Raw genomic sequence first — 18,794 nt, 5'->3', positions numbered from 1 at the left:
CGGAGGTTGAGGATATGGAGGAGAAACAGCATTATTCTCCAGGGTTGGACGGTGTGATTGCGGCAGAAACTCATATTTCTTATCTTGACACGCAGTCCAGCCAGATTTTGATAAGAGGCTATGATTTAATAGAACTTTCTGAAACAAAAAGCTATCTGGAGCTTGTCCATTTATTGCTGGAGGGCAGGCTGCCAGAAGAAAGTGAAATGGAGACGCTGGAACGTAAAATAAAAAGTGCCTCAAGCCTGCCTGCTGATCATCTCCGTCTGCTTGAGCTGCTCCCTGAGGACACTCATCCAATGGATAGTCTGCGTACCGGCCTGTCGGCACTTGCTGGCTATGATAGGCAAATTGATGATCGGTCTCCTTCCGCAAACAAAGAACGCGCCTATCAGCTTCTTGGGAAAATGCCTGCCCTCACTGCTGCCAGCTACAGGATCATTAATAAGAAAGAACCGATTCTTCCGCTTCAAACCCTATCCTACAGTGCGAATTTTCTCTACATGATGACAGGGAAACTGCCGTCTGCATTGGAAGAACAGATTTTTGACCGGTCGCTCGTCCTGTACAGTGAGCATGAGATGCCGAATTCAACCTTTGCGGCCAGGGTCATTGCATCTACACATTCAGACCTTTATGGCGCTTTGACTGGGGCTGTCGCTTCCCTGAAAGGGAATCTTCACGGAGGAGCAAACGAAGCTGTGATGTATTTGCTTTTGGAGGCAAAAACGACATCTGATTTTGAGCAGCTTCTGCAAACAAAACTAAAAAGAAAAGAAAAAATCATGGGCTTCGGCCACCGGGTGTATATGAAAAAAATGGACCCGAGAGCACTCATGATGAAAGAGGCGCTGCAGCAATTATGCGATAAAGCCGGTGACTATCGTTTATATGAGATGTGTGAAGCGGGTGAGCGGCTGATGGAGAAGGAAAAAGGGCTTTACCCGAATTTGGATTACTATGCTGCCCCGGTGTATTGGATGCTCGGCATACCGATTCCTTTATATACGCCGGTCTTTTTCAGCGCGAGAACGTCCGGTTTATGCGCCCATGTGATCGAACAGCATGCCAATAATCGGCTCTTCCGTCCCCGTGTCAGTTACACGGGCCCGCGATATCAAACAAAACCATGAAAGGAACTGGTAGAATGCCGAAAACGGATCGTGTTATCGAAGAAATCACAGACTATGTGCTTGAGAAAGAGATTACTAGTGCCGAAGCGTATACAACAGCGGGGCATGTATTGCTGGATACCCTGGGCTGCGGGATCTTGGCGCTACGGTATCCGGAATGCGCAAAGCTGCTTGGCCCGATTGTTCCAGGAACGACTGTGCCGAATGGAAGCAAAGTGCCGGGAACGTCATATGTTCTCGATCCTGTGAGGGCAGCGTTTAATATCGGCTGCATGATTCGCTGGCTCGATTACAACGATACGTGGCTGGCGGCGGAGTGGGGGCATCCATCCGATAACTTGGGAGGGATCCTTGCCGCTGCTGATTATGTATCAAGAGTGAGGCTGTCTGAAGGAAAAGAGCCGTTAACGGTACGCGACGTACTTGAGATGATGATCAAAGCACACGAGATCCAAGGTGTGCTGGCGTTAGAAAACAGCTTAAATCGAGTTGGCCTTGACCATGTGCTGTTTGTCAAAGTTGCGACAACTGCTGTTGCGGCAAAGCTTTTGGGCGGCGGAAGAGAAGAAATCAAAAATGCGCTTTCGAATGCATGGATTGACAATGCAGCATTGAGGACATACCGCCATTCACCGAATACAGGCTCGCGTAAATCATGGGCGGCAGGAGATGCAACGAGCAGAGGTGTTCATTTGGCGCTGATGTCGTTAAAAGGGGAAATGGGTTATCCGACAGCCCTGAGTGCACCGGGTTGGGGGTTCCAAGACGTTTTATTCAATAAGAAAGAGATCAAGCTTGCCCGTCCGCTTGACGCTTATGTCATGGAAAATGTGTTATTTAAAGTGTCTTATCCTGCGGAATTTCACGCCCAGACAGCGGCGGAGTGCGCCGTCATTCTTCACCCGCAGGTAAAGAACCGGATTGACGAGATTGACCGAGTAGTCATCAGAACGCATGAATCCGCTATCCGTATCATTGATAAAAAAGGCCCGCTCCACAATCCGGCAGACCGTGATCACTGTCTCCAATACATTACAGCAATCGGTTTGCTTTTTGGTGATATCACCGCACAGCATTATGAAGCTGAAACAGCGAGTGATCCGAGAATAGATAAACTTCGTGATAAAATGAAAGTGACTGAAAATAAAACATATACCGAGGATTATTTAAAACCTGATAAACGTTCCATCTCAAATGCCGTTCAGGTTCATTTTAAAGACGGAACGAGCACGGAAATGGTGGAATGTGAGTTTCCCCTCGGCCATCGTTTTCGAAGAGAGGAAGCAGTGCCGAAACTGCTGAAAAAGTTTTCTGACAATCTCAAAACCCATTTTCCTGATAAACAGCACAAACACATTTATGAGCGCTGTACCAGCTATGAGACATTACAAACGATGCGCGTAAATGAATTCGTAGACATGTTCTGCATGTAAAAGGGGGATTTTGTTTCATGTCGTGGATCGTCAATAAGCAATCGTCACAAGAGGAGCTTGCCGGGCGTTTCCGCAAGCTGATGTCAGCACCGGACATTCTTCAAATTCCCGGCGCCCATGACGGGATGGCCGCTTTGCTTGCGAAAGAAGCCGGTTTTTCTGCTATTTATTTGTCCGGTGCTGCCTATACAGCCAGCAGGGGGCTGCCTGATTTAGGGATCATCACATCGGCAGAGATAGCTGAACGGGCCAAAGATCTTGTGCGTGCAGCTGATCTGCCTTTGCTTGTGGATATCGATACGGGATTTGGCGGTGTCTTAAATGCCGCCCGAACAGCCCGGGAGATGCTTGAAGCCAGGGTAGCAGCCGTTCAAATAGAAGACCAGCAGCTCCCAAAAAAATGCGGACATTTAAATGGCAAACAGCTAGTTCCGATCAAGGAAATGGCGCAAAAAATCAAAGCCATTAAACAAGCGGCACCCTCCCTTATTGTTGTTGCCCGTACTGATGCCAGGGCGCAGGAAGGGCTTGATGCCGCAATAAAACGTTCAGAGGCTTACATTGAGGCGGGGGCGGACGCAATTTTCCCGGAAGCACTACAGGCGGAGAATGAATTCCGCCAGTTTGCTGAGCGTATCTCCGTTCCGCTCCTTGCGAATATGACTGAATTTGGGAAAACGCCGTATTATCGTGCCGATGAATTCGAAGATATGGGGTTTCACATGGTGATATATCCTGTCACCTCGCTTCGAGCGGCGGCAAAAGCTTGTGAGCGGATGTTTGGTTTGATGAAGGAGCACGGCTCACAAAAAGAAGGACTTCATGATATGCAGACACGAAAAGAACTGTACGATACGATTTCTTATTATGACTATGAAGCGTTAGACAAAACGATTGCCAAGACCGTTTTGCCTGACGAATAATGCAACAAAAAAAGCCGGAGCATTCTCCGGCTTTTTTGCAGCTATCGTTTTCTGAATCGCGGGCTGACTTGATTGCGTTTTCTGTCTCTGTATAGAATGAACCCGGCCAGCACATAGAGGCCGATCGCAAAAAAGATGAATCCTGACAACCCTTGGAGCCAAAGAGCTGAAAATGGCTTGATTGTATGGCCGAAAAGTGTATCTCTCATCAGTTTAATGCCTAAAGCAGAAATAGCCCCGGGGATGACTAATATTAAAAGCGCAAGAAGTCGGCTCATATCTTCAGAAAACCCCTTTATCTTTTCATTTCCTTTATTGTCCAGCGGAAAAAATATTTTGTCAAGAGAAGAAAACGTGGTAACATAGGGTTGTGCAAATTATTGCAACGGAATAAATAGGTGTGCAAATTTTTTCATACAAAGGGGTATCGGGATGCAAAAGGTACTGATAGTAGGTGCCGGCAAAAGGGGAACGGCGTTATTACATATTCTGATTAAAACAGCCATCATAGATATCATTGCCGTAGTTGACAAAGACCCCGAGGCGCCGGGATTGAAAGAAGCAGAACAGTATGGGATTGCCGTATCATCTGATTGGAAACCTTACATACAACAAAAACCGGATATCGTCATTCATACCACCGGCGATCAAGCCGTGTTTGACGAGCTCCTTCAAAGAAAGCATGAAGATACCATTGTCATGCCGGGAAAAATGGCATACATCGTTTTTCAGCTGATGGAAGAAAAGCAGCACCTGATTCAAATGCTAAAAGAGCAAACCTATAAATATGACAGAATTTTTAATTCCACCCATGATGGAATGATTTTTATTGATATCAATGAAGAAATCATTCTCTTTAACCATATGGCCGAAAAAATGGTCGGGAAAAAACGTGAGGAAGTCATTGGGCGCCCAATAAAAGAAGTGATTCCGAGCACTAAGATGCCGCGGATTTTAAAAACAAGAGTGCCTGAATACAACCAGAAGCAACTGTTAGGCGATCATTTGCAAATTGTAACCACAAGACTGCCGATTATTGATGAAGGCGGACGTCTGCTCGGTGCTCTTTGTGTGTTTAAAGATATCACTGATGCGGTCGAGCTGGCAGAGGAAGTGACCAACTTAAAGCAGGTCCGTACGATGCTGGAGGCGATTATTCAATCCTCCGATGAGGCGATTTCTGTCGTTGATGAAAACGGCATCGGCCTGCTAATCAATAAAGCGTATACGAAAATGACGGGGCTTTCTGAAAAAGAAGTCATCGGCAAGCCTGCAAACACTGATATTTCCGAAGGCGAAAGCATGCATTTAAAGGTGCTTGAAACAAGACGTCCTGTCCGCGGTGTTAGAATGAAGGTCGGCCCGAATGAAAAAGAGGTCATCGTTAATGTAGCACCGGTGATTGTGGACGGGATTTTGAAAGGCAGCGTCGGCGTGATTCACGATGTTTCCGAAATTAAAATGCTGACAGCGGAGCTTAATCGCGCCAGACAAATTATTCGCACGCTTGAAGCGAAATACACGTTTGACGACATTATTGGCAAAAGCGAGCAAATGCTGGTTGCGCTTGAGCAGGCGAAGCTCGGTGCGAAAACACCGGCAACCATCTTGCTGCGCGGGGAATCAGGAACAGGAAAAGAACTGTTCGCCCATGCCATCCATAACGAAAGTGACCGGAAATACAATAAATTTATTCGCGTGAATTGTGCAGCCCTTTCTGAAAACCTGCTCGAATCAGAATTGTTCGGCTATGAGGATGGTGCATTTTCAGGAGCGAAACGCGGCGGTAAAAAGGGTTTATTTGAGGAAGCAAATAACGGCAGTATTTTCTTAGATGAAATCGGTGAGCTGACACAAAATATGCAGGCCAAATTGCTGCGCGTCCTTCAAGAAAAGGAAATCGTCAGAGTGGGCGGCACGAAAGCGATCCCTGTCAACGTCAGAGTGATCGCGGCGACAAATGTAAATATTGAAAAGGCGATGGCGGACGGAACGTTCCGGGAAGACCTGTATTACCGGATCAACCGCTATCCGATCTCCATCCCGCCTTTGCGTCAGCGGTTGGAGGACATTGAAGCTCTGAGCGTCAGACTTATCCAAAAGATCAACCGGGATTACGGTAGGAATGTAAAAGGGCTCTCACAGCAAGCCTTGCGCGCCTTATCTGCCTACCATTGGCCTGGGAATGTCCGGGAGCTTGAAAATGTCCTTGGACGAGCCATGATTTTTCTGAATCCGCATATGGAATGGATTGAAAAAGATCACTTGCCTGTATTCGAACTTGAGCAAAAAGAAAATGACACAGACCAGGGAACAGGTTTTGATTTTCCGGATATTGAAGGCGAAAAGCTGTCTGTCGCAGTAGAAAAATTTGAAGCACATTTGATCCAGCAAACGCTTGAAAAGCATCATTTTAACCGGACAAAAACAGCAAAAGCTCTCGGTGTCAGCATTCGGAACTTATATTACAAAATGGATAAATATGGCCTTGCAAATGAAGGCATGCAATAATTTGCAGAATAAACGCAAACATCTGCACGAATGTTTCAATATACCTGGTATGACAGCACCCTTAAGAGCTGGCATGGAACTTGCATAATAAAAGGCGGAGTCGAAACAAGAAAGGTGGTAACAGATGAAGCTGAAAGATTTAATCGGCAAAGCGTCGATACACAAAAATAAGACCATTGCGGTTGCTCATGCTGAGGATGAGGAAGTGATCCGGGCTGTAAAGCTGGCAGCCGAGCACCTATCCGCCCGTTTCTTGTTAACGGGCGACAGCACAAAACTGAACGAGCTGACATCATCCATGCAAGGGCATCAAGTGGAAATCGTCCATGCCGATACTCCTGAGGAATCGGCGAATTTAGCGGTTCGTGCTGTGCATCATAAAACAGCGGACGTTTTAATGAAAGGCAATGTGCCGACTTCTGTTTTGCTTAAAGCGGTATTGAACAGACAGGAGGGGCTTCGGTCAGCAAGTGTCCTTTCCCACGTGGCTGTCTTCGATATACCGGATTTTGACCGGCTGATGTTTGTGACAGATTCGGCAATGAATATTGCTCCTTCGCTGGAAGAGCTCCGGCAGATTTTGCAAAATGCCGTTCATGTGGCCCATGCAGTGGGGAACAATATGCCAAAAGCAGCTGCCCTTGCAGCGGTCGAAACGGTGAACCCTAAGATGGAAGCGACCGTGAATGCAGCTGCTCTAGCTCAAATGTACAAAAGGGGCCAGATCAAAGGCTGCATTGTTGATGGACCGCTTGCTTTGGATAACGCAGTTTCTCAAATTGCCGCGGCCCAGAAAAAAATTTCGGGAGACGTAGCGGGCAACGCAGATATCCTTCTCGTCCCAACAATTGAGGCCGGCAATATTTTATACAAATCTCTGATTTATTTTGCCAAGGCCAGCGTGGCGGCTGTCATTACAGGAGCCAAAGCACCGATTGCCTTAACAAGCAGAGCGGACTCTGCTGAAAATAAACTGTATTCCATTGCGCTGGCAATATGCGCATCTGAAGAATACACACATTAGGAGGAACGAACATGGAACTTTTTAAATATATGGAGAAATACGATTACGAACAATTGGTATTCTGCCAGGATGAACAATCTGGATTAAAAGCGATTATCGCGATTCATGATACAACGCTTGGTCCGGCGCTTGGCGGAACGAGAATGTGGACATATGAAAATGAAGAAGCGGCAATTGAAGATGCGCTCAGATTGGCTAGAGGCATGACCTATAAGAACGCGGCGGCAGGCTTAAACCTTGGCGGCGGAAAAACAGTCATTATCGGCGATCCGCGCAAAGACAAAAATGAAGAAATGTTCCGCGCGTTTGGCCGCTATATTCAAGGGCTGAATGGCAGATACATCACGGCTGAAGATGTGGGTACAACGGTCGAGGATATGGATATCATTCATGATGAGACAGACTATGTCACAGGGATTTCTCCTGCTTTCGGCTCTTCTGGAAATCCGTCCCCAGTCACAGCGTACGGGGTGTACAGAGGAATGAAGGCAGCAGCTAAAGCTGCTTTCGGAACCGACTCTCTTGAAGGAAAAACCATTGCTGTACAGGGTGTTGGGAACGTAGCCTATAACCTTTGCCGCCACCTGCATGAAGAAGGAGCAAACTTAATCGTTACGGATATCAACAAACAATCTGTACAGCGTGCAGTTGAAGATTTTGGCGCCCGGGCGGTAGATCCTGATGATATTTATTCACAAGACTGCGATATTTATGCGCCATGTGCCCTTGGTGCGACTATTAACGACGACACCATTAAACAGCTGAAGGCGAAAGTGATCGCAGGTGCGGCTAACAACCAATTAAAAGAGACACGCCATGGTGATCAAATTCACGAAATGGGCATCGTTTATGCACCGGATTACGTGATTAACGCGGGCGGTGTCATCAACGTGGCAGATGAGCTTTACGGCTATAATGCAGAACGTGCATTGAAAAAAGTTGAAGGCATTTACGGCAATATCGAGCGTGTACTTGAGATTTCTCAGCGTGACGGCATTCCTGCATATTTAGCGGCTGACCGCTTGGCAGAGGAACGGATTGAACGCATGCGCCGCTCAAGAAGCCAGTTTTTGCAAAACGGCCACAGTGTATTAAGCAGACGTTAAGAAATTGATCTGGAGGTTATGAAAGTGCTACATGACGAAAAACGCATTCTCACAATTAATCCAGGCTCAACTTCAACGAAAATCGGTGTTTTTCATAATGAAAGAAGCATTTTTGAAAAAACATTGAGACACAACATAGAAGAGCTGCAGCGATTTGACCGAATTATTGATCAGTATGAATTTCGTAAAAACCATATTCTCGAAACGCTTCATGAACAGGGAATCAATATCTCGAAGTTTGATGCAGTCTGCGCAAGAGGCGGCCTTCTCCGGCCAATTGAAGGCGGGACCTACGTAGTGAATGATGACATGATTGAGGACTTGAAAAGCGGTTACGCCGGTCAGCATGCTTCTAATCTCGGCGGCATTATCGCGCGGGAAATCGCTGACGGCCTGAATATCCCTTCGTATATCGTCGACCCTGTTGTCGTAGACGAAATGTCAGTGCTTGCGAAAGTTTCAGGCATGCCTGAAATTGAACGGAAAAGCATTTTCCATGCGTTAAACCAAAAAGCTGTCGCTCGTAAAGCGGCAGCCTCCCTTGGCAAACGATATGAGAACATGAAAATGATTATTACCCATATGGGCGGAGGTATTACAATTGGCGTCCATGACCGCGGGCGAGTGGTAGATGTCAATAACGGCCTGCACGGCGAGGGACCATTCAGTCCTGAACGAGCAGGAACAGTGCCTGCGGGAGATCTTGTTGATCTATGTTTTTCAGGGGAATATACAAAAGAAGAAATCATGAAAAAGCTTGTTGGCACCGGCGGACTTTTAGGCTATCTCGGTACAAATGATGCAGTAAAAGTGGAACAGATGATTCAAGGGGGCGATGAAAAAGCCCGCTTCATTTATGATGCCATGGCATATCAGGTAGCAAAGGAAATCGGGGCAGCCAGCGCAGCGTTAAAAGGAGAAGTTGAAGCGATTGTGCTGACGGGAGGCCTTGCGTACGGCAAAAGCTTTGTTTCTGCTATCAGATCATACATAGATTGGATTTCAGACGTTTTAGTCTATCCGGGTGAAAATGAACTGCAGTCTCTTGCCCAAGGGGCGCTCAGAGTATTGCAGGGCGAAGAGCAATCCAAACAATATCGTATTGAATAGACAGACAGGAGTGAGTCACCATGGCAACTGAGTATGACGTAGTCATTCTGGGCGGCGGTACCGGCGGTTATGTTGCGGCCATCAGAGCCGCTCAGCTCGGCTTAAAAACAGCCGTTGTGGAAAAGGAAAAACTCGGAGGAACATGTCTGCATAAAGGCTGTATCCCGAGTAAAGCGCTGCTTAGAAGCGCAGAGGTATACCGGACAGCTCGTGAAGCCGATCAATTCGGGGTGGAAACGGCTGGCGTGTCCCTCAACTTTGAAAAAGTGCAGCAGCGTAAGCAAGCCGTTGTTGATAAGCTTGCAGCGGGTGTAAATCATTTAATGAAAAAAGGAAAAATTGACGTGTACACCGGATATGGACGTATTCTTGGACCGTCAATCTTCTCTCCGCTGCCGGGAACAATTTCTGTTGAGCGGGGAAATGGCGAAGAAAATGACATGCTGATCCCGAAACAAGTGATCATTGCAACAGGATCAAGACCGAGAATGCTTCCGGGTCTTGAAGCGGACGGTAAGTCTGTACTGACTTCAGATGAGGCGCTCCAAATGGAGGAGCTGCCACAATCAATCATCATTGTCGGCGGAGGGGTTATCGGTATCGAATGGGCGTCTATGCTTCATGATTTTGGTGTGAAGGTAACGGTTATTGAATACGCGGATCGCATATTGCCGACTGAAGATCTAGAGATTTCAAAAGAAATGGAAAGTCTTCTTAAGAAAAAAGGCATCCAGTTCATAACAGGGGCAAAAGTGCTGCCTGACACAATGACAAAAACATCAGACGATATCAGCATACAAGCGGAAAAAGACGGAGAAACCGTTACCTACTCTGCTGAGAAAATGCTTGTTTCCATCGGCAGACAGGCAAATATCGAAGGCATCGGCCTAGAGAACACCGATATTGTTACTGAAAATGGCATGATTTCAGTCAATGAAAGCTGCCAAACGAAGGAATCTCATATTTATGCAATCGGAGACGTAATCGGTGGCCTGCAGTTAGCTCACGTTGCTTCACATGAGGGAATTATTGCTGTTGAGCATTTTGCAGGTCTCAATCCGCATCCGCTTGATCCGACGCTTGTGCCGAAGTGCATTTACTCAAGCCCTGAAGCTGCCAGTGTCGGCTTAACAGAAGACGAAGCAAAGGCGAACGGGCATAATGTCAAAATCGGCAAGTTCCCATTTATGGCGATTGGAAAAGCGCTTGTATACGGTGAAAGCGACGGTTTTGTCAAAATCGTGGCGGACCGAGATACAGATGATATTCTCGGCGTTCATATGATCGGCCCGCATGTCACCGACATGATTTCTGAAGCGGGTCTTGCCAAAGTGCTGGACGCAACGCCGTGGGAGGTCGGGCAAACGATTCACCCGCATCCAACGCTTTCTGAAGCAATTGGAGAAGCAGCGCTTGCCGCAGATGGCAAAGCCATTCATTTTTAAAAGCATAAAGGAGGGGCTTGAATGAGTATAAACCGACATCAAGCACTAGGGCTGACTGATCAGGAAGCCGTTGATATGTATAGAACCATGCTGTTAGCAAGAAAAATCGATGAAAGAATGTGGCTGTTAAACCGTTCTGGCAAAATTCCATTTGTAATCTCTTGTCAAGGACAGGAAGCAGCACAGGTAGGAGCGGCTTTCGCACTTGACCGTGAAATGGATTATGTATTGCCGTACTACAGAGACATGGGTGTCGTGCTCGCGTTTGGCATGACAGCAAAGGACTTAATGATGTCCGGGTTTGCAAAAGCAGCAGATCCGAACTCAGGAGGCCGCCAGATGCCAGGACATTTCGGACAAAAGAAAAACCGCATTGTGACGGGATCATCTCCGGTTACAACGCAAGTGCCGCACGCAGTCGGTATTGCGCTTGCGGGACGTATGGAGAAAAAGGATATCGCAGCCTTTGTTACATTCGGGGAAGGGTCTTCAAACCAAGGCGATTTCCATGAAGGGGCAAACTTTGCCGCTGTCCATAAGCTGCCGGTTATTTTTATGTGTGAAAACAACAAATACGCAATCTCAGTGCCTTACGATAAGCAAGTCGCATGTGAGAACATTTCCGACCGTGCCATAGGCTATGGGATGCCTGGCGTAACTGTGAATGGAAATGACCCGCTGGAAGTTTATCAAGCGGTTAAAGAAGCACGCGAAAGGGCACGCAGAGGAGAAGGCCCGACATTAATTGAAACGATTTCTTACCGCCTTACACCACATTCCAGTGATGACGATGACAGCAGCTACAGAGGGCGTGAAGAAGTAGAGGAAGCGAAAAAAAGTGATCCCCTGCTTACTTATCAAGCTTACTTAAAGGAAACAGGCCTGCTGTCCGATGAGATAGAACAAACCATGCTGGATGAAATTATGGCAATCGTAAATGAAGCGACGGATGAAGCGGAGAACGCCCCTTATGCAGCTCCTGAGTCAGCGCTTGATTATGTGTATGCGAAGTAGGGAGGAAGAACAAATGTCAGTAATGTCATATATTGATGCAATCAATTTGGCGATGAAAGAAGAAATGGAACGAGATTCTCGCGTCTTCGTCCTTGGGGAAGATGTAGGAAGAAAAGGCGGTGTGTTTAAAGCGACAGCCGGACTCTATGAACAATTTGGGGAAGAGCGCGTGATGGATACGCCGCTTGCTGAATCTGCGATCGCAGGAGTCGGTATCGGAGCGGCAATGTACGGAATGAGACCGATTGCTGAAATGCAGTTTGCTGATTTCATTATGCCGGCAGTCAACCAAATTATTTCTGAAGCAGCTAAAATTCGCTACCGCAGCAACAATGACTGGAGTTGTCCGATTGTCGTCAGAGCGCCATACGGCGGAGGCGTGCACGGAGCCTTGTATCATTCTCAATCAGTCGAAGCAATTTTCGCCAACCAGCCCGGACTGAAAATTGTCATGCCATCAACACCATATGACGCGAAAGGGCTCTTAAAAGCCGCAGTTCGTGACGAAGACCCCGTGCTGTTTTTTGAGCACAAGCGGGCGTACCGTCTGATAAAGGGAGAGGTTCCGGCTGATGATTATGTCCTGCCAATCGGCAAGGCTGACGTAAAACGGGAAGGCGACGACATTACGGTGATCACATACGGTCTGTGTGTCCACTTCGCCTTACAAGCTGCAGAACGTCTCGAAAAAGATGGCATTTCAGCGCATGTGGTGGATTTAAGAACAGTTTACCCGCTTGATAAAGAAGCCATCATCGAAGCTGCGTCCAAAACTGGAAAGGTTCTTTTGGTCACAGAAGATACAAAAGAAGGCAGCATCATGAGCGAAGTAGCCGCAATTATATCCGAGCATTGTCTGTTCGACTTAGACGCGCCGATCAAACGGCTTGCAGGTCCTGATATTCCGGCTATGCCTTATGCGCCGACAATGGAAAAATACTTTATGGTCAACCCTGATAAAGTGGAAGCGGCGATGAGAGAATTAGCGGAGTTTTAAAGACGTAAGGGAGGATACAATCATGGCAATTGAACAAATGACGATGCCGCAGCTTGGAGAAAGCGTAACAGAGGGGACGATCAGCAAATGGCTTGTCGCCCCCGGTGATAAAGTGAACAAATACGATCCGATCGCGGAAGTCATGACAGATAAGGTAAATGCAGAGGTTCCGTCTTCTTTTACTGGTACGATAACAGAGCTTGTGGGAGAAGAAGGCCAAACCCTGCAAGTCGGAGAAGTGATTTGCAAAATTGAAACAGAAGGCGCGAATCCGGCTGAACAAAAACAAGAACAGCCAGCGGCTTCAAAAGCCGCTGAGACTCCTGCTGCAAAAAGTACCGAAGCAGCTGATCAGCCCAATAAAAAGCGCTACTCGCCAGCTGTACTCCGTTTGGCCGGAGAGCACAGCATTGATCTAGAACAAGTAACAGGAACAGGTGCCGGCGGGCGCATCACCCGAAAAGATATTCAGCGCTTAATTGAAACAGGCGGCGCGCAAGAACAGAAGGCTGAGGAGCCGAAAACAGCAGCTCCTGCACCGAAGTCTGCATCAAAACCTGAGCCAAAAGAAGAGACGTCATATCCTGCGTCTGCAGCCGGTGATAAAGAAATCCCTGTCACAGGTGTAAGAAAAGCAATTGCTTCCAATATGAAGCGAAGCAAAACAGAAATTCCGCATGCTTGGACGATGATGGAAGTCGACGTCACAAATATGGTTGCATATCGCAACAGTATAAAAGATTCTTTTAAGAAGACAGAAGGCTTTAATTTAACGTTCTTCGCCTTTTTTGTAAAAGCGGTCGCTCAGGCGTTAAAAGAATTCCCGCAAATGAATAGCATGTGGGCGGGGGACAAAATTATTCAGAAAAAGGATATCAATATTTCAATTGCAGTTGCCACAGAGGATTCTTTATTTGTTCCGGTGATTAAAAACGCTGATGAAAAAACAATTAAAGGCATTGCGAAAGACATTACCGGCCTAGCTAAAAAAGTAAGAGACGGAAAACTCACTGCAGATGACATGCAGGGAGGCACGTTTACCGTCAACAACACAGGTTCGTTCGGGTCTGTTCAGTCGATGGGCATTATCAACTACCCTCAGGCTGCGATTCTTCAAGTAGAATCCATCGTCAAACGCCCGGTTGTCATGGACAATGGCATGATTGCTGTCAGAGACATGGTTAATCTGTGCCTGTCATTAGATCACAGAGTGCTTGACGGTCTCGTGTGCGGACGATTCCTCGGACGAGTGAAACAAATTTTAGAATCGATTGACGAGAAGACATCTGTTTACTAAATAAGAAAAAAGAGCATTTTTTGAAGTTTTGTTTCAAAAAATGCTCTTTTTCTATTATTCAGCGATTCGTATTTTCATTTCGACACGATATTCTTCTTGTTTTTTCGGGGAGTAATGAATCGGTATGATTAACTCGTATACATCACTGACAACTGTTAATTGGCGGTCTGCGATATACTTGATAAGCTTCTGTAAGTTGAGAAAATAATGTTCAGGCGAAAAATTATACGCGATACACGCATACCTCCCTTTAGGGATCGTTGTGATTTCCATATCCGGCGTAATTGATGAAATCTGTTTATTCGTCAATACAGGCGTGAAAATATGACGGTAAGTCATTTCATCAATGCTGGTGTAGGGCTGAAAAGAGAAAGTAGCGCCGTAGCTATTGTTCGTAAATCCATCTGCTGACTCGATAAATTTTTTTAATTTGCTGTAGGAGGCATTGAGCACGTTTTCAGGCCCGATTCCTTCTGCCTCTGTCTGAATAATCCGTAATTCTTCTTCATCTAACACAAACACCTCACCGAGTGCTGGGTATTCCATCTGCCGTTTCATCCGCTTTTTCACCAACGAAATCGTTTGCTCCAGTGCTGATAAAAAGTCTAATTTCTCCCTGATTTGCCTCTCCTGCTCTGTATAAAAAGCAAACAGTTCTTCCATCTCTAAGTCCTGTGCTTTTTTCATTTCTTCTAAAGGTGTGCCGATATATTTCAATGATTTGATCAAATCCAGATGAATGAGCTGAGAATCTGTATAATAGCGGTAGCTGGTATCCGGGTCGACGTAGGCGGGTTTAAATAAATCAATTTTATCGTAATAACGGAGCGCTTTTATCGACACGTTTGCCAGTTTTGATACTTCCCCAATTGAGTAATACGATTCCTTCATGCCATCACTCCTTCTATCATCAGTATAAAGAAGAAGCGCATTCTTTGCAGTACACAAAGAATGCGCTTCTTATCACGTGCTGGCTTTAAGATGTGCAGGCGCTTTCCAAGCAATGGTCAGTGCAATCCCTATGGCTAAGGTGACCGTTGCAAAGTAGAAGGGATAGTTTACATCAATATCGAACAGCATTCCGCCGATAATAGGCCCGAATACATTGCCGATACTTGTAAACATTGAATTCATACCGCCGGCAAACCCCTGTTCATTTCCCGCAATCTTTGACAGGTAAGTCGTTACCGCAGGCCGCATGAGATCAAATCCGACAAATACGGTGACTGTCACCAGCAGAATCGCAACATATGAATGTACCGTTGTCAGCAAGAATACCAGACTCGTAGAGAGAATTAAGCTGTACCGAATTAAATGGATTTCACCAAACCATCTTGTGAAGCGGTCGAATAAGACGACTTGCGTAATGGCGCCAACAATCGCTCCTCCTGTAATCATAATGGCAATGTCGCTGGCCGTAAATCCGAATTTATGATCCACGAATAATGCAAATAAAGATTCAAATGATGCTAAACCAAAAGACGAAATTAAGATAATGAGAAAAGCTATGAAATACATGGGGGCAAAAATTCGTTTAAAGCCTGTCTTCTGTCCTTTTATTTCCTGATTTTCAGGGTTTCGTTCCGGCTCGCGCAGCGTGAGGATTGATAAAATGGCTGCTAACAGTGCAAAAGCTGCCGCAAAGAAAAAAGGCAGCCGGGAATGGACTTCTGCTAAAAATCCCCCGATGCCGGGGCCGATAATAAATCCTGTTGAAATAGCGGCTGACATATAACCGAGCGCTTTTGGCCGTGTTTTAATGGTCGTGATATCTGCAATAAAAGCCGTGACCCCGGGCATAATGAAGGCTGCGCTGATACCGCCCAGCATACGGGAGATAAATAACATCTCAACTGTTTTTCCAATGCCGAACAAAAACTCCGACACACTAAAGAACAACAGGCCGATTATGATCATGATCTTGCGCCCGAAGCGATCAACCCATCGTCCGGCTATTGGTGAGACAATGAGCTGTGTAATAGCGAAGCAGGCAACCATATAGCCGACCGCGGTCCCCGATAAATGCAATTCATTCATAATGGTCGGCGTTACTGGAATCACAAGCCCGATCCCCAAAAAAGCAATAAATAAATTGGTTAATAATATAGTTAAGGTAATATTTTTCTTCTCCATATGACTTCCCCTTTTTCAAGTGTGTATCCCTTATACTGTAAGACCTCCTCCTAGGGGAGAGTCAACGGATTTGCAAAATCTTTCTAAAGCCCTATGACAGTTATTCATTTGCGGGAACAAGCATGTCGATATGCTGCGGCAGGACCTGAATGACTGCGGGTGTATGTGTATAAACTTCTCCATCCATATCCGCCTTTTTGGCAGTGTCTGTTTCAATCTCGATACGGGAAGCCTGGACATAGGACAACTCTCCGGTAAAACGATCAATTGAACCCTGTTCCATGCTCATCAGCTCCCGCAGCGCGGTGAGGTTGGTATTGCGGCATATGAGAACATCAAGTAAGCCGTCTTCAATACTGGCATCGGGGAGAGGAATTCGATTCGTTCCAATATATTGGCCATTCATCACAAGCAGCATAACGGCTTCTTCTTTAATTTCTTCTCCATCAATTTTTAATGTCATCGGAAACGATGCAGCGGATGAGACGGTTCGCAAGGCACTTGTAAAATAGCTGATTTTTCCCAATAATGCTTTTTCCGTTTCGTTGATTTGATTCGACGTTTCTGCAATTAAGCCGATCCCCCAGAAATTCAAAAAATAACGGTCATTCATCTGACATACGTCTACGCTGGTTTTTTTTCCTGACATAAGTGCTTCCGCAGCCTTTGCAAGATTTTGAGGGATGCCAAGCACTCTTGAAAAGTCGTTGCACGTGCCGCCGGGCAAAATTCCGACCGCGGGTTTTCTTTCTAGAGCGCTGATAGCATTTATGCATTGATGGATCGTGCCGTCGCCGCCGAGAATGAAGACGGTGTCGACAGAATCATCAATGGATTGGCAAAAATGATACGCATCATCCTTTTTCTTTGTCTGCTTAATAATCACCTCATCTAAATCGTGAGATAAAACCGGCACCACAGCACCAAGTGCTTTTTCTATATTTTTGTTGCCGGCATTTCCGTTATGAATCAGTAACGCTTTCCTGTGGCTCATATACAACTGCTCCTTTATTTTGCTTCTGGTTATATAATCCCCTTTTTCTGTAAGCAGTAAACGAAGAGCAAAAAAAGTGCACGGCGAAGCAAAGTCATTTGCCGATATGGACGTTTCCTTGCTATCATAAGAACAGATGATGAAAAAGGAGAGGTCTTCATTGAACATGGACTTTAATTTATTTATGAATGATATTGTCCGCCAAGCGAGACAAGAAATAACAGCTGCCGGATATACCGAGCTTAAAACAGCCGAAGAGGTGGATGAGGCACTTACGAAAAAAGGAACGACGCTCGTCATGGTAAACTCTGTTTGCGGATGCGCCGGAGGAATTGCAAGACCGGCAGCCTACCATTCCGTTCACTATGATAAAAGACCTGATCAGCTCGTCACCGTTTTTGCCGGACAGGATAAAGAAGCGACAGCGCGTGCGCGTGACTATTTTGAAGGTTATCCGCCATCTTCTCCGTCCTTTGCGATTTTGAAAGACGGAAAGATCATGAAAATGGTAGAGCGCCATGAAATTGAAGGCCACGAGCCGATGGCCGTAGTGGCAAAGCTGCAGGAAGCCTTTGAAGAATATTGTGAAGAAGTATAAGACGAACAACCCGGATGCTCAAGCGGCCCGGGTTTTTTTGTGCATAAATTTCCAAGGGTATATGAATAAATATTAAGGGATTATTCAATCGGATTGTACAGTGATTTTATTTTTATCTAGTAATATCAAAAAGAGATCACTGGAAAGATAAGCTTGAAGATAATTTTTAAAAATAGTATTGCATAAAAATAAGAAACTGTTTAAAATACAAATTAACGAATAAATATTCAAATACACCAAAAGTAATGAATACGGGGGAAATGGATCATGAAAAAATGGCTCTTATTACTTGTAGCTGCCTGCATTACCTTTGCATTATCTGCTTGCGGCTCAAGCAATTCAGGTTCAGAAGGCGGCAAGAAAAAATTAATTATGGGTACTTCGGCGGATTACAAACCGTTTGAATATAAAGAAGGCGATAATATTGTCGGCTTTGATGTAGAGTTGGCAAAAGCTCTGGCGAAGAAGGCAGGCTATGAAATTGAAGTGCAGGATATGGACTTCAACAGCTTAATTACAGCGCTTAAATCAAAACAGGTGGATCTCGTTTTGTCAGGAATGACACCAACGCCTGAGCGTAAAAAACAAGTTGATTTTTCCGATGTGTATTACACAGCGAACCATATGATTGTCAGCAAAAAAGACAGCGGCATTCAATCTTTGAAAGACCTGAAAGGAAAAACAGTTGGCGTTCAGCTTGGCTCTATTCAGGAAGAGAAGGGGAAAGAGCTTTCTCCGGAATATGGTTTTAAAACAGAAGACCGCAACAGAATTTCTGATTTGGTGCAGGAAATCAAATCTGACCGCTTCGATGCCGCGATTATTGAAGACATTGTTGCAGAAGGGTATTTCAAATCAAATGATGACCTGCAAGGCTTTGTGATTCCTGATGCGAAAGCGGAAGAAGCCGGTTCAGCAATTGCTTTCAGAAAGGACAGTGAACTGACAGACAAATTCAATAAAGCGCTCAAGGAAATGGAAGGTAACGGAGAGCTTGAGAAATTGAAGAAAAAATGGTTCACTGGCGAGAAGTAAAAAAAAAGCGGCTCAACTTTTTCGTTGAGCCTTTTTATTGA

Annotated in this window: 17 protein-coding genes; 13 read left to right on the top strand and 4 right to left on the bottom strand. The window is 45.8% G+C overall.

Annotated features, from left to right (window positions below):
- Positions 1-14: 14 nt before the first annotated feature.
- Genes mmgD through prpB form a run of 3 tightly spaced genes read left to right on the top strand, consistent with a single transcriptional unit; the run spans position 15 to position 3,489 of the window.
- Positions 15-1,133 (top strand): citrate synthase, encoded by a 1,119-nt coding sequence (gene mmgD, locus NSU05_RS12085; protein ID WP_038429282.1) that lies wholly within the window; start codon positions 15-17, stop codon positions 1,131-1,133.
- A gap of 14 nt (positions 1,134-1,147) precedes the next feature.
- A complete protein-coding gene (locus NSU05_RS12080) occupies positions 1,148-2,566 on the top strand; it encodes a bifunctional 2-methylcitrate dehydratase/aconitate hydratase (protein WP_082200959.1) in 1,419 nt (472 codons plus the stop codon).
- 17 nt (positions 2,567-2,583) lie between these two features.
- Positions 2,584-3,489 (top strand): methylisocitrate lyase, encoded by a 906-nt coding sequence (prpB, locus tag NSU05_RS12075; RefSeq protein WP_014480218.1) that lies wholly within the window; start codon positions 2,584-2,586, stop codon positions 3,487-3,489.
- Between the two features lie 41 nt (positions 3,490-3,530).
- Here prpB and NSU05_RS12070 read toward each other — a convergent pair whose 3' ends face one another.
- A complete protein-coding gene (locus NSU05_RS12070; protein ID WP_003230304.1) occupies positions 3,531-3,767 on the bottom strand; it encodes a DUF2627 domain-containing protein in 237 nt (78 codons plus the stop codon).
- Positions 3,768-3,921: 154 nt separating this feature from the next.
- Between NSU05_RS12070 and NSU05_RS12065 the strand changes: the two genes are divergently transcribed.
- From NSU05_RS12065 to bfmBB, 8 genes are all read left to right on the top strand, one after another.
- Positions 3,922-6,000, top strand: a complete 2,079-nt coding sequence (locus NSU05_RS12065; protein ID WP_004398669.1) for a sigma-54-dependent Fis family transcriptional regulator — start codon at positions 3,922-3,924, stop codon at positions 5,998-6,000.
- A gap of 124 nt (positions 6,001-6,124) precedes the next feature.
- Complete coding sequence (yqiS, locus tag NSU05_RS12060) at positions 6,125-7,024, top strand: phosphate butyryltransferase (RefSeq protein ID WP_015251745.1); 900 nt, start codon at positions 6,125-6,127, stop codon at positions 7,022-7,024.
- Between the two features lie 11 nt (positions 7,025-7,035).
- Positions 7,036-8,130, top strand: coding sequence for a branched-chain amino acid dehydrogenase (gene bcd / locus NSU05_RS12055; RefSeq protein ID WP_003230309.1), 1,095 nt, complete (start codon positions 7,036-7,038; stop codon positions 8,128-8,130).
- A gap of 18 nt (positions 8,131-8,148) precedes the next feature.
- Complete coding sequence (gene buk / locus NSU05_RS12050) at positions 8,149-9,240, top strand: butyrate kinase (RefSeq protein ID WP_029317935.1); 1,092 nt, start codon at positions 8,149-8,151, stop codon at positions 9,238-9,240.
- Between the two features lie 20 nt (positions 9,241-9,260).
- Positions 9,261-10,685: a dihydrolipoyl dehydrogenase gene (gene lpdA / locus NSU05_RS12045; RefSeq protein WP_015384052.1), complete on the top strand. Its 1,425-nt coding sequence runs from the start codon at positions 9,261-9,263 to the stop codon at positions 10,683-10,685.
- A 21-nt stretch (positions 10,686-10,706) separates the two neighbouring features.
- A complete protein-coding gene (gene bfmBAA / locus NSU05_RS12040) occupies positions 10,707-11,699 on the top strand; it encodes a 3-methyl-2-oxobutanoate dehydrogenase subunit alpha (RefSeq protein WP_015251748.1) in 993 nt (330 codons plus the stop codon).
- 13 nt (positions 11,700-11,712) lie between these two features.
- Positions 11,713-12,696 (top strand): 3-methyl-2-oxobutanoate dehydrogenase subunit beta, encoded by a 984-nt coding sequence (bfmBAB, locus tag NSU05_RS12035; RefSeq protein ID WP_004398638.1) that lies wholly within the window; start codon positions 11,713-11,715, stop codon positions 12,694-12,696.
- A gap of 22 nt (positions 12,697-12,718) precedes the next feature.
- Positions 12,719-13,993 carry a branched-chain alpha-keto dehydrogenase complex dihydrolipoyllysine-residue (2-methylpropanoyl)transferase gene (gene bfmBB / locus NSU05_RS12030; protein ID WP_038429280.1) on the top strand — a complete coding sequence of 425 codons (1,275 nt, stop codon included), beginning with the start codon at positions 12,719-12,721 and terminating at the stop codon, positions 13,991-13,993.
- Positions 13,994-14,047: 54 nt separating this feature from the next.
- Here the strand turns inward: bfmBB and bmrR are convergent, their stop codons facing one another.
- The 3 genes from bmrR to NSU05_RS12015 form a co-directional block, all read right to left on the bottom strand.
- The gene (bmrR, locus tag NSU05_RS12025; RefSeq protein ID WP_038429278.1) at positions 14,048-14,884 is read right to left on the bottom strand and encodes a multidrug efflux transcriptional regulator BmrR; all 837 of its coding nucleotides are present in this window, start codon (positions 14,882-14,884) and stop codon (positions 14,048-14,050) included.
- 72 nt (positions 14,885-14,956) lie between these two features.
- Positions 14,957-16,126 (bottom strand): multidrug efflux MFS transporter Bmr, encoded by a 1,170-nt coding sequence (gene bmr / locus NSU05_RS12020; RefSeq protein WP_038429276.1) that lies wholly within the window; start codon positions 16,124-16,126, stop codon positions 14,957-14,959.
- Between the two features lie 100 nt (positions 16,127-16,226).
- Positions 16,227-17,120 carry a diacylglycerol kinase family lipid kinase gene (locus NSU05_RS12015; protein ID WP_038430030.1) on the bottom strand — a complete coding sequence of 298 codons (894 nt, stop codon included), beginning with the start codon at positions 17,118-17,120 and terminating at the stop codon, positions 16,227-16,229.
- A 160-nt stretch (positions 17,121-17,280) separates the two neighbouring features.
- Between NSU05_RS12015 and brxB the strand changes: the two genes are divergently transcribed.
- A complete protein-coding gene (gene brxB, locus NSU05_RS12010) occupies positions 17,281-17,718 on the top strand; it encodes a bacilliredoxin BrxB (RefSeq protein WP_003226477.1) in 438 nt (145 codons plus the stop codon).
- 267 nt (positions 17,719-17,985) lie between these two features.
- Positions 17,986-18,753, top strand: coding sequence for an arginine ABC transporter substrate-binding protein ArtP (gene artP / locus NSU05_RS12005; protein WP_038429275.1), 768 nt, complete (start codon positions 17,986-17,988; stop codon positions 18,751-18,753).
- The last annotated feature ends 41 nt before the right edge of the window (positions 18,754-18,794 follow it).

It is taken from the genome of Bacillus sp. EU52 (assembly GCF_037964975.1).
Taxonomy (GTDB): Bacteria; Bacillota; Bacilli; order Bacillales; family Bacillaceae; genus Bacillus; species Bacillus subtilis.
The sequence above is the reverse complement of the archived record's forward strand: the minus strand, read 5'-3'. Positions and strand labels throughout refer to the sequence as shown.